Annotated in this window: 12 protein-coding genes; 8 read left to right on the top strand and 4 right to left on the bottom strand. The window is 57.2% G+C overall.

Annotation, left to right across the window (positions count from 1 at the left end; translation table 11 throughout):
* Window positions 1-54 precede the first annotated feature (54 nt).
* The gene (gene def, locus AC1XYH_RS17090; protein ID WP_483324315.1) at window positions 55-567 is read right to left on the bottom strand and encodes a peptide deformylase; all 513 of its coding nucleotides are present in this window, start codon (window positions 565-567) and stop codon (window positions 55-57) included.
* Window positions 568-706: 139 nt separating this feature from the next.
* Here def and AC1XYH_RS17095 point away from each other — a divergent pair, with 139 nt between their 5' ends.
* The 5 genes from AC1XYH_RS17095 to aroE all read left to right on the top strand — a co-directional run bounded on the left by AC1XYH_RS17095 (window position 707) and on the right by aroE (window position 5,304).
* Window positions 707-1,732 carry a LysM peptidoglycan-binding domain-containing protein gene (locus tag AC1XYH_RS17095; RefSeq protein ID WP_483324316.1) on the top strand — a complete coding sequence of 342 codons (1,026 nt, stop codon included), beginning with the start codon at window positions 707-709 and terminating at the stop codon, window positions 1,730-1,732.
* Window positions 1,733-1,795: 63 nt separating this feature from the next.
* Window positions 1,796-2,905 (top strand): DNA-processing protein DprA, encoded by a 1,110-nt coding sequence (gene dprA, locus AC1XYH_RS17100; RefSeq protein WP_483324317.1) that lies wholly within the window; start codon window positions 1,796-1,798, stop codon window positions 2,903-2,905.
* 54 nt (window positions 2,906-2,959) lie between these two features.
* Window positions 2,960-3,517, top strand: coding sequence for an L-threonylcarbamoyladenylate synthase type 1 TsaC (gene tsaC, locus AC1XYH_RS17105; RefSeq protein WP_483324318.1), 558 nt, complete (start codon window positions 2,960-2,962; stop codon window positions 3,515-3,517).
* Window positions 3,518-3,610: 93 nt separating this feature from the next.
* Entirely contained in the window at window positions 3,611-4,492 is an 882-nt protein-coding gene (gene hemF / locus AC1XYH_RS17110; protein WP_483326409.1) for an oxygen-dependent coproporphyrinogen oxidase, read from the top strand.
* A complete protein-coding gene (aroE, locus tag AC1XYH_RS17115) occupies window positions 4,492-5,304 on the top strand; it encodes a shikimate dehydrogenase (RefSeq protein ID WP_483324319.1) in 813 nt (270 codons plus the stop codon). The genes hemF and aroE overlap by 1 nt, the downstream gene beginning before the upstream one ends.
* A gap of 1 nt (window position 5,305) precedes the next feature.
* Here aroE and AC1XYH_RS17120 read toward each other — a convergent pair whose 3' ends face one another.
* The 3 genes from AC1XYH_RS17120 to AC1XYH_RS17130 all read right to left on the bottom strand — a co-directional run bounded on the left by AC1XYH_RS17120 (window position 5,306) and on the right by AC1XYH_RS17130 (window position 10,503).
* Complete coding sequence (locus AC1XYH_RS17120) at window positions 5,306-6,241, bottom strand: pirin family protein (protein WP_483324320.1); 936 nt, start codon at window positions 6,239-6,241, stop codon at window positions 5,306-5,308.
* Window positions 6,242-6,322: 81 nt separating this feature from the next.
* A complete protein-coding gene (locus AC1XYH_RS17125) occupies window positions 6,323-9,397 on the bottom strand; it encodes an efflux RND transporter permease subunit (protein WP_483324321.1) in 3,075 nt (1,024 codons plus the stop codon).
* Window positions 9,397-10,503 carry an efflux RND transporter periplasmic adaptor subunit gene (locus AC1XYH_RS17130; protein ID WP_483324322.1) on the bottom strand — a complete coding sequence of 369 codons (1,107 nt, stop codon included), beginning with the start codon at window positions 10,501-10,503 and terminating at the stop codon, window positions 9,397-9,399. Before AC1XYH_RS17130 ends, AC1XYH_RS17125 begins: the two co-directional genes overlap by 1 nt.
* A 200-nt stretch (window positions 10,504-10,703) precedes the next feature.
* On the opposite strand from AC1XYH_RS17130, the gene AC1XYH_RS17135 reads away from it, so the two are divergent.
* The 3 genes from AC1XYH_RS17135 (at window position 10,704) to AC1XYH_RS17145 (ending at window position 14,121) form a co-directional block, all read left to right on the top strand.
* On the top strand, window positions 10,704-11,753 hold the full coding sequence (locus AC1XYH_RS17135; protein ID WP_483324323.1) for an MBL fold metallo-hydrolase: 1,050 nt from the start codon (window positions 10,704-10,706) through the stop codon (window positions 11,751-11,753).
* Between the two features lie 237 nt (window positions 11,754-11,990).
* The gene (locus tag AC1XYH_RS17140) at window positions 11,991-13,061 is read left to right on the top strand and encodes a BMP family ABC transporter substrate-binding protein (RefSeq protein WP_483324324.1); all 1,071 of its coding nucleotides are present in this window, start codon (window positions 11,991-11,993) and stop codon (window positions 13,059-13,061) included.
* Window positions 13,062-13,671: 610 nt separating this feature from the next.
* Complete coding sequence (locus AC1XYH_RS17145) at window positions 13,672-14,121, top strand: hypothetical protein (protein ID WP_483324325.1); 450 nt, start codon at window positions 13,672-13,674, stop codon at window positions 14,119-14,121.
* Window positions 14,122-14,207: the final 86 nt, after the last annotated feature.

The raw sequence follows: 14,207 nt of genomic DNA on the forward strand, positions 1-14,207 counted from the left end.
GTGGTTCCGTAAAGAAAAGGCTTGCCGAAGCAAGCCTTGATGATCAGGTCCGAATCAGGCGTTGGCCTGGGTCCGGTGAATTTTTTCCAGTTTCTTGCGAATCCGGTCGCGCTTAAGATTGGATAGGTAATCGACAAACAACTTGCCGTTAAGGTGGTCGCATTCGTGCTGGATACACACGGCTAACAGGCCTTCATACACCTCGTCAAAAGCATTGCCGTCGCGGTCCAGCGCCTTGACGCGTACACGCTCTGGCCGGTTCACACTTTCGTAGAAACCGGGTACCGACAAGCAACCTTCTTGCATCTCTTCCAGCTCGTCGGTCAACGGCTCTAACTCGGGGTTTATAAACACCCGTGGCGCGCTGCGATCCTCGGACAGATCGATCACCACTACGCGCTCGTGGACGTTGACCTGAGATGCTGCCAGGCCAATACCTGGAGCGTCGTACATGGTCTCGAACATGTCGTCGACGAGCTGCTTGATGCGGTTATCCACGGCGGCTACCGGTTTGGCGATAGTACGCAATCGTGGGTCGGGAAATTCAAGTATGTTTAGTATGGCCATATCGGTTTGTGATGCTTTATGTGGAACAAATCTAAATTGTGCTGCTAAGATGATGAGCAGCTTGGAATAAAGCGGGTCTAGCGTGTGGGAGCACGTGCCAGACCTAAGTGCTGACCTCTATAATAAAGGGATTCGTGTCATGAGGAAAACATTACTCGGCCTCCTGTTGCTAGCAGCGAGTGTTTGGGTACAGGCTCAAGAGCCTGTTATTAAGGAAAATCACCCAGATACGTACACGGTGGTTAGGGGAGATACTCTTTGGGACATTTCAGGACGGTTCCTCAATTTGCCATGGAAGTGGCCGGAAATTTGGCACGCCAACCCGCAAATCGATAACCCTCACTTGATCTATCCCGGTGATTTGATCTCATTGGTCTACATCGATGGTCAGCCGCGTCTGATGGTTAACCGTGGCAATGGCGGCAAAATCAAGTTGTCACCCCAAGCGCGTGTGCGCCCAATTGCCGAAGCCATCCCGACTATTCCGCTGGAAGCTATCAACGCCTTCCTGCGTGCAGGCCGGGTTATCAATGATCCATCCGAGATCGAGAGTGCGCCCTATGTTATCGGTGGCGCTGCGGAAAGCGTGGTAGCGGGTGCTGGCAGCAAGATTTATGCGCGTGGCGACTTCTCTGCCAACGTGCCTGCCTATGAAATCTATCGTCGCGGCAAAGCCTACACCAACCCGGAAACCGGCGAACTGCTGGGTATCCACCTGCAAGAAGTGGGTAACGGCAGTGTGTCGGCAGTCAACGATGATATCGCTACGCTGAATGTGACGCGCAGCCGTCAGGAAGTTCTGGTAGAGGATCGCCTGCTGGAGTCGGAAGAGCGCGCCGTCGCTTCTACCTTCTTCCCTAGCGAGCCGACTCAGAAGATCGATGGCTTGATCATGGATGTACCTAACGGCGTCACCCAGATCGGCCAATACGATGTTGTGCTGCTCGACAAGGGCGCCCGCGAAGGACTGATCGAAGGCAACGTGCTGGCCATCTACAAGACCGGCGAAGTGGTACGTGACCGAGTGCAGAACGAGCGTATTCAGTTGCCTGCCGAGCGTGCTGGCTTGCTGATGATATTCCGTGTGTACGATAAGATGAGCTACGGCATCGTGTTGAACGCGACTCGCCAAATGGCGATTCTCGATCAGGTACGCAACCCCTGAGTTGAACGCTGTTCAAGGCCGCCGCAAGGCGGCCTTGTTGTTTCTGTAGATCAAGGATGATCCATGTTTCCCGACCTGTCCGATACGCGGCAGGCCTGGTTGGCGTTGATGCTGATTGATGGTGTCGGCCCCCGCTTTATCCAGCGTCTGTTGCAAGAATTTGATTCCCCCCAAGCTTTCCTCACTACTGAGCCAGGCAAGCTGCGCGCTATGGGCGTAGTGCCCCGCGTGCTCAATAGCCTCGCCCTACTGCATCGAAACGACAGCGCGCTGCTGGCTCGCCTGGCGTTGGCGCTGGAGTGGCAGACACAGCCCGGCCAGCAGATTATTTGCCTAGATGAGCCCTCCTACCCGGCCCAGTTGCGGCAAATTGCCGATCCTCCGGTGGTACTTTTTGTGCGCGGCAATTCAAGCCTGTTAGTTGACCCACAGATCGCCATGGTAGGCACTCGGCACCCCAGCGCCCTAGGCGCAGAAACCGCCCGCGCCTTTGCCAATAGCTTTAGTCGTAGCGGTTTAACGGTGACCAGTGGTATGGCGCTGGGTATTGATGCGGCCTGTCACCAAGGCGCGTTGGATGCGAACGGGCAGACGCTGGCCGTTTGGGGCACGGGGCTGGACCGCTGCTACCCGGCGCGTCATCGTAAGCTGGCTGAGCAGATTGTTGCGCAAGGCGGCACTCTGGTTTCTGAAATGTGGCCCGACATGGGGCCTCAGCCCGGCCAGTTTCCGCGCCGGAATCGGATCATCAGTGGCCTGTCGCTGGGCACCCTGGTGGTGGAGGCTAGTCTCAACAGTGGCTCCCTGATTACCGCTCGGTTGGCGCTGGAGCAAGACCGCGAGGTGTTCGCCATGCCCGGTTCTATCCATAACGTGCAGGCGCGTGGCTGCCACCGGTTATTGCGTGAAGGTGCCTGTTTGGTGGAGAGCGTGCAGGACGTGTTCGATGTGCTGAAACTGCCGCTGCAAGCTGCACTGCAAGTTGATAACCGTGACGTGCCTGAGCCGGATTCCCCTTTGTGGCGCTGGCTTGGTTTTGAACCAGTCAGCCCTGATTGGCTGGCGCAACGCAGCGGCTTGTTGGTGCAGGAGGTGATGCAGGGTCTGTTGGAACTGGAGCTGGATGGGCAGGTGCTGAACACCGCGCAGGGATTTTGCCGTGCTCGGCCTTGAGCCTTGGGCCGCGCTCCGCTACTGTCGCAGGCATTGATCCGTTGAGGAGTTTCCATGCTGGCACATTGGCGCACTACTCGTCTTAACTCGTTGCTGCAGGCTGGCGGTGTGATTGCTTATCCCACCGAAGCGGTATGGGGGCTGGGCTGCAATCCTTGGGTTGGCTCAGCGGTAGAACGCCTACTATTGATCAAGCAGCGTCCGGTGGCCAAAGGCTTGATTCTGGTGGCGGGTGATATTGAGCAGTTTGATTTTCTGCTCTGGGATTTACACGATGGCCAGCTCGCCAAGCTGCGCTTATCCTGGCCGGGGGCCAATACCTGGCTGGTGCCGCATCAAGGCCGCCTGCCCGCCTGGATCACGGGGCAGCACGAGACGGTTGCTCTGCGGGTGAGTACTCATCCGGTCATTCGTCAGTTATCTGCTGTGGCTGGCCCCCTGGTGTCCACCTCGGCCAATCCGGCAGGCCACGCGCCAGCTCGCTCGCGCCTGCAAGTAGAGCGATATTTTCATGGTGTATTGGACACAGTAGTGCCCGGCGCATTGGGTGATCAACGCAATCCCAGTATCATTCGCGATCTGCGTACTGAAAAAGTCATCCGGGCGTCCTGAGTTGTAGTCAGTGAGCCAAGCCAGCTAGAGAGAATCCGCGTGAAACATGACCTTCCTACCGCCGCCGACGTGGCTGCGGTCAAAGACTATCTGATGGATTTGCAGGACCGTATCTGCGCTGCGCTTGAAGTTGCCGATGGCCAGGCTCACTTTGTTGAGGACAGCTGGCAGCGTCCGGGTGGCGGCGGTGGGCGCTCAAGGATTCTTGAAGACGGTGGTTTGCTTGAGAAAGGCGGAGTGGGTTTCTCGCACGTGTTTGGCGATGGTATGCCGCCCTCCGCCACCGCGCATCGCCCCGAGCTTGCTGGCCGTCACTTTCAGGCCATGGGTGTATCGCTGGTGATGCACCCAGAGAGCCCCTTTGTGCCGACCTCGCATGCTAACGTGCGTTTTTTCATCGCTGAGAAAGAGGGTGCTGATCCAGTCTGGTGGTTTGGTGGGGGGTTCGACCTCACGCCTTACTACGCCACTGAAGAGGATTGCATGCATTGGCACCGGGTAGCGCAGCAAGCTTGCGCGCCTTTTGGTGACGATGTTTATCCACGCTACAAAAAATGGTGCGATGAGTACTTTCATCTCAAGCATCGCGGTGAGGCGCGCGGCATCGGCGGCCTGTTCTTTGATGACCTTAACGAATGGGGTTTCGAACGCAGCTTTGCCTTTCAACGCGCGATTGGCGACGCCTACCTTGAAGCTTACCTACCGATTATCGAGCGTCGCCGCGCCCAAGCCTGGACCGAGCAACAAAAGGCTTTCCAGGAATATCGCCGTGGCCGCTATGTTGAATTCAATCTAGTATACGATCGTGGCACCCTGTTTGGCCTGCAAACAGGCGGCCGCACCGAGTCAATTCTGATGTCGCTGCCACCCAAGGTGCGCTGGAGCTACAACTGGCAACCAGAGCCTGATAGCCCAGAGGCACTGCTAACAGAGCAATATTTAAAGCCGCGTGACTGGCTGGCAGGGGAAGCGTGATGGACCATTATGCGGTAGTCGGCAATCCGATTGAGCACAGCAAATCACCGCTGATTCATGCCATGTTTGCCGAGCAGACCGGCCAGCAATTGGAATACGACAAGCTGCTGGCTCCGCTGGACGGGTTTGAAGCCAGCGTGCGCGACTTTTTGCGTAACGGTCGCGGCGTGAATGTCACCGTACCCTTCAAGGAGCAGGCTTGGGCGCTGGTCGATGAGCACACTGCGGCCGCTGAGCGGGCGGGTGCGGTGAATACTATCTTGCGCCGTGAGGATGGCAGTTTGCTGGGCGACAACACCGATGGCAAAGGGCTGGTGCGCGATCTACAGGTAAACGCCGGCTTGTCGTTGCAGGGGCTGAGTATTTTGCTGGTGGGCGCCGGTGGCGCCGCGCGTGGCGTGATTCAGCCGTTGTTGGCTGCCGGGCCGGCGCATCTGTGCGTGATCAATCGTACCGTCAGCAAAGCGGAAGAATTGGCTTCCCTTTTTGTTGATCAGGGGCCTATCGCCGCTGCTGGCCTGCAATGGCTGGTCGAGCCGGTCGACCTGATTATCAATGCCACCTCGGCCAGTTTGGCTGGTGACGTTCCGCCGATCCCCGAGAGCTTGATAGAACCGGGCCGTACCTGGTGTTACGACATGATGTACAGCAACGGCGAAACGGCGTTTAACCAATGGGCCCGTGAAAACGGCGCCGCGCGATGCATTGATGGCTTGGGCATGCTGGTTGAACAGGCCGCCGAAGCTTTTGCCCTGTGGCGCGGCGTGCGACCCGATACGGCGCCGGTGTTGGCGAAGCTGCGTAACGGCTGAATCAGCCGCGCCACGGCAAGGCAGGTGCCGCGAGAGGTTGCCCGGTATAACCCGGCACGCGACCAAAGCGCGCGTCACCGGCCTGCCAGTCACGCCACGCCTGGGCTATCTGCGCTTTGTTGTAACCGACGAAATTCCAGAACATCAGAATCTCATCGGCAAAGGGTTCGCCGCCTAGCAATATGGCATGACAACCGGGTGCTAGATGGACTTTCAGTTCTTCGTGGCCGCAGCCGATGTAGCCCAGCTGGTTTTCGCTAAACACCTCAGTGCCGATGCTTAACTCCCCGTCCAGCAGCAGAATGCCGTGTTCAAATTGCGGGTTAAGCTGCAGCGCCAATGGGCCGCCCTGCGCCGACACCAGATCAATCGCCAATAGAGGCGAATACACCTGCACGGCCGAGCTGCGGCTGGCGTAGTCGCCCACCAACAGGCAGTGCTCCACGCCATCAGCAGTCCAGCGTGGTAAATCCGGATAATGCGCAAAGGCGGGCGGGCAATCGCCCTGAGCCTTCGGTAGGGCAATCCAGAGTTGTGCGGCATGCAGGGCGCTGGCGTCTGGTAGCGAGTCCTCGGTGTGGCTGATGCCGCGTCCGGCAGTCATCAGATTGACCTCGCCGGGGCGAATGACCTGCTCGTTGCCGAGGCTATCGCGGTGCAGTACTTCGCCCTCAATCATCCAGGTAAACGTCTGCAAGCAGGTATGCGGATGAGCACCCACATGCATGCCTTCGCCTGCGGCAAAACGTGCAGGGCCAGCGTGATCCAAAAAGCACCAAGCGCCGATCAAACGGCGTTGGCGCGTGGGCAATACGCGGTTTACCGGCAGAGTGCCGCCGATTTCGGCGCTACGCGCTGTAATACGTTGAACGCTGGGGACGCTGTTTAGGCAATCAGCAGACGAAGAAAGCTGGCTTTGGGTTTCCTGATTGCTCATCTTGCGCTCCTAGCTGACCGAATGAGTTCAAGTATGGCTGACGTGGAGCGCGCTGCCAGCCATACCTGAAATCTGCTCAGCTCAAACCGCACCCTCACGGGGTGCGCCAATCCGATAGGTCATGCTGTACAGAAGCGGCAGTACCACTAGCGTCAGCACAGTCGCGAAGCCGAGACCGAACATGATCACCACGGCCATGCTCTGGAAGAAGGCATCGGTCAGTAACGGGGCCATGCCGAGAATAGTGGTCAGCGCTGCCATGGCGACTGGGCGCACGCGGCTTATGGACGCATCGACCAGCGCCGAGTAAGCCTCTTTGCCACCGTCAATCTGCAGGCCTATCTCATCGACCAGAACGATGCCGTTCTTTACCAACATGCCGCTAAGGCTAAGGAAGCCCAGCAGCGCCATAAAGCCGAACGGAATCCCGGTTACCAGAAAGCCTAAGGTAACGCCGATTACCGCCAGCGGCACCGTGGCCCAGATGATGGCGGCGCGCTTGATCGAGTCGAACAGCAATACGGTGATCAGAAACATCGCCAGATAGCCGAGCGGCAAGCTGCCGAATACGGCCTTCTGTGCGTCTCGCGAGCTTTCGTACTCGCCGCCCCACTCCAGGCTGTAACCACGTGGCAGCTCAATGGTTTCAATTTCGGGTCGCAGTCGGCTGAACAGTTCGGTAGCCGTTTGTTCGCTGATAATGCTCGGGTCGGCCTGCACGGTGAGGGTGCGTTTGCGGTCCTCACGCATGATCATCGGATCTTCCCACAGGGTCACGAAGCTACTGACGACCTGTTCGACTGGAATGTAGGTGCTGCGTGCGCTACTCCAGACCAGCAGATCATTCAGGGTGCTGGCATCCAGGCGCTCATCGTCGGGAGTGCGCGCGACAATCGGCAGCATGCGCGTACCGTCGCGGTAGAGGCCTACATTCAATCCACTGAAGTTCATCTTCAGCAGGGTATCCAGGTCACGCTTATCCACCCCCAGCTCACGGGCTTGCGACTCGACAAACTGTGGGCGTACCAGTTTGGTTCGTTCGCGCCAGTCGTGCATCACCGCGTCGGCTACGGGGTCAGCGCGCATGATGGCGATGGTTTCGGCGCCCAGCTGGCGCAGCACTTCGGGATCAGGCCCGGTGAAACGAGCTTCGATCTTGCTATCGCTGCCAGGCCCGAGCATCAGCTGCTTGAGCTTTACTTGCGCAGTCGGATGCTGCTGCTTGAAGTAGCCATCCAGCTGGGCAATCAAGGGCTCGATCTGCTCGCGTTCTTCAGTACGCACCAGCAACTGAGCGTAGTTGGCGTGGATGCGCTGCGGGAAGTAGGTGAGGATAAAACGCAGTGCGCCTTGGCCGATGGTCGAGGTAACTGAGGTCACGCCCGGCTGTTCCAGCACGTAGCGGTCCACCTCGGCGGTGACCTGTTCGGTATAGCGAATATCGCTACCTTTAGGCAGCCAGACGTCGATAAAAAACATCGGTGTGTTGGATGCGGGAAAGAAGCTCTGGCGCACAGTACTAAAACCGTAGACCGAGGCTCCCAGCATCACCACCAGCATGATCATGGTAACTACCCGGTGACGTAGCGCGCTGCCAAGCAGGCGGCGGTACAGAGTAAAAATCAGACCTTTGTACGGATCCTGCTGCTCACTGGTTTCGTCGCCCTCGCCCGGCTGATCGCGAAAGAACAGGCTGGCAAAAAAAGGCGTCAGTGTGATGGCGGTGATCCAGCTCAACAGTAAAGAGATCAACAACACCTGGAACAACGAAATGCAGTATTCGCCGGTGGAGTCGTCCGATAATCCAATAGGCGCAAAGGCGATGATGGCGATGACGGTGGCGCCAAGCAGCGGCAGCTTGGTTTGCTTCACGATGTCGCGGGCCGACTGCAGGGTTGTTTGGCCGCGCTGACGACCCACCAAGATGCCCTCGACAATGACGATGGCGTTATCGACCAGCATACCCAGGGCGATGACCAGAGCACCGAGCGAGATGCGTTGCAGTTCAATATCCAGCAAACGCATGAAGATGAAGGTGCCAAGCACCGTGAGTGCCAGTACCAAGCCAATCAACAGGCCGCTGCGCAGACCCATGAAGACCAGCAGTACACCGATCACGATGGCAACCGAAATGATGAAGTTGAGCACAAAGCCGCTAACCGACTCTTCCACCTCATGCGCCTGGTTATAGAAAACGTTCACGTGCATACCCGCAGGCCGATCAGAGTCCAGCTCCGCTAGCCGTGCCGCCACCGCATTGCCGACATCCACCACATTGACGTGCTTGGCGAAGGATACGCCCAAGCCCAATGCCGGGCGACCCTGTGCGCGGTACAGATTGCTAGGCTCCTCGGCAAAGCCACGGCTAACGCTGGCGATATCGCCTAGATAAACGCGGCGCGAGCTGCCAGGCGCGCTGATGATCAGGCGCTCCAGCTCGCTGACATCCTGAAACTCGCCGGTAGGATGCAAGCGGATAGATTCGCTCCCGACTAACATCTTGCCGGCATCCGAGACCACGTTCTGACGGCTTAGCAGATCGTACAGGCGCTGCGGCGCTATACCCTGCGCGGACATGCTGGCGCGGGATATTTCCACATGAACCTGTTCTTGCGGCACACCGGCCAAAGTGACCTTGCCGACGCCATCCACCAGCACCAGCTCGCGGCGCAGGTAATCAGAAAAATCGCGCAATTCACGGTATTTGTAGCCATCTCCGCTGACCATGAGGAAGGTGCCATAGACGTCGGCAAAGTCATCCTTGATCTGCGGTTCTTCTACACCGGGTGGCAGGTTGGGGCGCAGATCATTGATGCGCCGTCGTAGCTCGTCCCAGATCTGGGGCAATTGGTCCGGACCGTAGTTGCTCTGTACCTCAACGGTGATTTGCGACAACCCGGCGCTGCTAATCGAGGTGACCTTGTCGATGTAAGCCAGCTGCTGGATGGCGTTCTCCAGCGGATAGGTCAACTCCTCTTCCACTTGTTCCGGGGAGGCACCGGGATAAGGGGTTATCACCATGGCCATCTTCAGGGTGAAGGCCGGATCTTCCAACCGGCCCAGTTCGAGAAAGGCGATGGCGCCGCCAATACCCATGATCAAGGCCACCAGCCAGCTGGTGACCTTGTGCTTGATGAAGTAACCGGCGATATCCATTACAGGCCCCGCTCACGCACCCAGGGCCGCACAGGCTGTTCTGCCTGCAACTCGGCGCCGCCAGCAGCAACGACCTGCTCACCGGGCTTGAGGCCCGAGGTAATTTCGATGCCATCGTGGGTTAACTGGCCAACCTCTACAGCACGAGCGATCACTCGCAAGCCACCTTCCGTTTCTTCTGTCACCCAAACCTGCTGCTGACTGCGCTCGCCGGTATCCGGGCTAAAAACCGCTTCAACCGGCACGACGATGGGCAAGCTGCCACCGCGGCTGAGCAAGGCAAAGTCGATGATCACGGTGGCACTCATACCCGGCAGCAACACTGCGCCCTCGGGCATTGGCATGCTCAGGGTCACGTCATAGGTCAGGGTCGCAGGGTCAGGCTGGCTGGCGTGTTCTTTGTAAATCGCTTCCACCAGTTCGCCGTGCATGTTGTCGAGCCGCACACGGGGATGTATGTCGGCGGGTATCAGGTCACGGCGCAAGCTGGACAGCAGACCTTCGGGTACTTGAAACACCACATCCATGCTCTCGCGGGCATACAGGGTGGCAATCGGTTGGTTCGGCTGCACCACCTGATACTGCTCAACATGGGTGCGGGCGATAATGCCTGGGAAGGGAGCGCTCAGTTTGGTATACGCCAGCTCCTGCTTGGCCAGATTCAGGGCGGCCTCGGCGGAGTTGAATTGCGCCTTGCGCTGATCGTACTCGGCGCGCGAGACCATCTGCTTTTCAAGCAGCTGCTCCATGCGCGTGAACTGGCTGTGAGTCAGATCATAGCTGGCCTGGCGGTCGCTGACCTTGAGTCGATAATCGGTATCGTCGAGCAGTGCAATCAGCTCGCCTTTCTTTACTTCCTGACCTTCGAGCACCTTCAGGGACTGCAACTGGCCACCCAGCCGGAAAGACAGCTCTGCCTGTTCTGGTGCCTGTAATCGTGCCGGAAACTCGCGAATACGCTGGCTGCTTGGATCGGCCACGGTGAACAGTTTCACGGGGCGCGCTTCAGTTGCAGCGGGCGGCTGCTCGTCCGCGCAGCCACTGATGACGGCGAGGCAAAAGATAGCAAGCACGGTAATACGAGTGAGATGAGCGACGCGATCCATAGATGACCTATGTTGTTATGGCAGAAGACAGCAGCGCAGATTATAGATAAATCGGTAATAAATGGCAGAAATGCTGACCAAAATCGCCGATATGCTGAAAATACTGCTGACTTTTGGATTGTTGGCTATTGCTCGCTGCAGCAAAACAATATACATTTTTATATATTATATTATTAATAACTTGCTGGAGGTGTTCTGCCATGATTTTTCGCCAGTTGTTCGATGCGGCATCCTCAACCTACACCTATTTGCTCGGTGATACCTCCAGCGGAGAAGCGCTGTTGATAGATCCGGTTTTTGAGCAAGCCCAGCGCGATCTGTCGCTTCTTCGCGAACTGGGCCTGCAACTAAAATTGGTGGTCGACACCCACGCCCACGCTGACCACATCACCGCAGCCTGGCTACTCAAACAGAAAACCGGCTGTTTGATCGCATCGGCTGCGGTTATCAATGCAGAACATCTGGATATCCCCTTGCGTCACGGTCAGGCTTTCGGCGTGGCGGGAGTGAGCCTGGAAGCGCGTGCTACGCCCGGCCATACCGGTGGCTGCATGAGCTACGTGTTGGCCGATCAGTCGATGGTGTTCACCGGCGATGCGTTGCTGATTCGCGGTTGTGGGCGCAGCGATTTTCAGGAAGGTGACGCTGCAACGCTTTACCACTCGATAACCGAGCAGTTGTTCAGCCTGCCAGATGCTTGCGAGGTTTATCCCGCGCACGACTACAACGGCCGTACGCAGAGCAGTATTGGCGAAGAGCGGCAGTACAACGCCAGAGTCGGCGGCAGCGCTAACGAGGCGGATTTTGTAGGTTACATGCAAGCGATGAATCTGCCGCACCCCAAGAAAATCGATGAAGCTGTGCCAGCCAATTTGCGCAGTGGCCGCCCGGAAAACGGCAAGTTGCCGCCCGAACCAGACTGGGCAGACGATCTGCGCGTCACCTATGCTGGTGTGCCGGAGGTAGGCTCTGAGTGGCTACTCCAGCATGCAGCTCAAGTCACTTTGCTGGATGTGCGCCAGGCTGGCGAAGTGATTCCGGGTGAGCTGCCGGAGGTGCTTAAGCAGGCGCTGCAGATCCCCCTGGATCAACTGCGTCAGCGTGTCTGCGAAGTACCCAACGGGCAGCCAGTGGTTACCCTATGCCGTTCCGGTCGACGCTCGGCTATGGCTGTTGCGATACTGCGCGAACAAGGTATGGAGCAGGTTGCTAGTCTGCGTGGGGGGTTGCTGCCGCTGGGGCATGGCTAGCCGCGGCAGTGCATGCCTTCGTTTGTCGCACTACAATGGTGCAAGCCGTGGCGACGATCACAGCAGCATTACCGTCAGTGCGCCGCATAACGGCGGTTAATTGCAGGTTCTCAGGGATGAGTAATTTATTTTTTCATTTCCTGAACAAATGGCCAGCTTTTTGCTGCAAGCTTTGCATCCGCCGTTCTCAACGCAAGCATGGCGGTCGCCGATAACTAGATTCCAGGAGAAGTATCCATGAGTTTGAAACGCACTCTCGCACTGGCAGCCGCTCTGGTGTTGCCCATGCAGGTAATGGCAGCGGAAGATCCATTGAAGGTGGGTTTTGTTTACGTTGGCCCTATTGGTGACCACGGTTGGAGCTATCAGCACGATCAGGGCCGCAAGGAGCTGGAAGCGCATTTTGGCGACAAGGTTCAGACCACCTACGTTGAAAACGTCAACGAAGGCGCTGATGCCGAGCGTACCATTCGCCGTCTGGCGCAGGCCGGTAACGACGTGATCTTCACCACCTCCTTCGGCTTCATGAACGCCACCGCGCGGGTAGCCGCTGATTACCCAGACAAGACCTTCATGCACGCTACTGGCTACAAGCAAGCGGACAACCTGGGCACCTATCTGTCGGTCACTTATGAAGGCCGTTATGTCACCGGTACTGCTGCTGGCATGGTGACCAAGAGCAACACTATCGGCTACATCGCTTCTTTCCCGATTCCAGAAGTGATCCGCGACATCAATGCGACGTTCATGGGCGCTCGTGCGGTCAATCCTGATGTTGAAATGAAGGTTATCTGGGTTAATACCTGGTTTGACCCCGCCAAGGAAGCTGACGCAGCCAACACCCTGATCGACCAGGGCGTGGATGTCATAGTGCAGCACACCGACAGCCCAGCACCTTTGCTGGCAGCGCAGAAACGCGGCGTATGGGGTGTGGGTCAGGCGTCAGATATGAGCCACTTTGCTCCTGAAGCGCACCTGTTGTCCGTGGTCAACGATTGGGGCCCTTACTACATCAAGAGTGTTCAGGACGTGATGGACGGCACTTGGAAGACTGGTGATTATTGGGGCGGCATCCATGACGGCGTGATCAAGATCGAAGCCATCAGCGAAAAGCTGACTGCTGAGCAGCGCAGCAAGGTTGACGCGATGATCGCATCTATCGATAGCGGTGAGTTCCACCCCTTCACTGGCCCGATCAAGGACCAGAGCGGTACCGTTCGTGTTGCTGACGGCGTGGAAATGACGCATGAGGAGTTGGCGGGTATGGATTGGTACGTTGAGGGTATGACGGCGACTATTCCGCAGTAAGCTTGATGTGCTCTTGCTGACAGCGCGCCCATCACGTGGCTATCAGTGGGATTCGTAGTTACTAAAAACCCGGACTTTGGTTCGGGTTTTTTATGGGCTACATCTAGATAATGATCGTTCCCATGCTCCGCGTGGGAAAGTGGCCTGACAGTCTGATCGTTCCCACGCTCCGCCGTGGGAATGCAGCCCCGGACGCTCTGCGTCCATCACGTGCACATGCTCAGCCACGCAGCAGATTGGCATCATCAGCCTTTCGCCTTGATGGCGAGTCAGGGGAAATGCATGGCCATTTCCCCCGACACCCCCTAGGCCACCCCAACTGCACGGCCCTTCGGGTTCGCTGCGTTGCTCGGTCTGGCGGGGATGCGCGCAAACTCGGCGCTACGCACCTCAGACACCGCGCACATCTTTTTCCCGCCAGCCCTGTGCTACTCGCCCGTGCAGACGGGGAATTGGGTTTCGTGCATTACTATGGGCATTTTCAAAGCGCAGCAAGCTGCGCTCGCGAACGTTATCAACATCAAATTCATGATTGGCAAACCTGTCGCGATGCCTTGCCTCTCGATAGTATCAGCGATTATCGGACGTTCACTTTTTATAAGCAGGTTATATGCAAGAGAGCTTTGTTCTGTACCTGCAGTATCTTGAAACCATCAAGGCCAAGTTGCCTTTGCAGGTTTTTGAGTTCGCGTCGAATGAAAACCGACATAATCTCGACAGCGCCCACTCGCTTCACGATGCCTGGTTAACGTCATTAACGGTCAAGGAAAACAGGCGTGCTCAAAGACCGTTTGAACCGAAACCCACCATTGAAATCGTTCTGCTCGGCCCGCTGCACGACAGGGAAATTGTGCTCTCATACGTGAATGTCTCCTCTTATCGAGTCGAAGGTGAGCCAAATTGCTTCAACGCAGCTGACACTCTTCACGGCGATGTTGATCGTCATGAGGTAAGAGTGTCCGAAGATGGCTTAATCGTTCACGAGATAAAATTCAGCTCCCGCTCAAGCATCATAATTACCTGCGATAATTTCGCCTGTACCGAGCGGGAATATTCATAACCAGCGACTGCTACTGATGACGTCTGAGCTTTTATCCGGTACGCAGTCACGCCAACATAATTGTTTTCATGCTCTCGCGTGGGAAC

The sequence above is a fragment of the Pseudomonas sp. GW-45 genome (assembly GCF_056896675.1).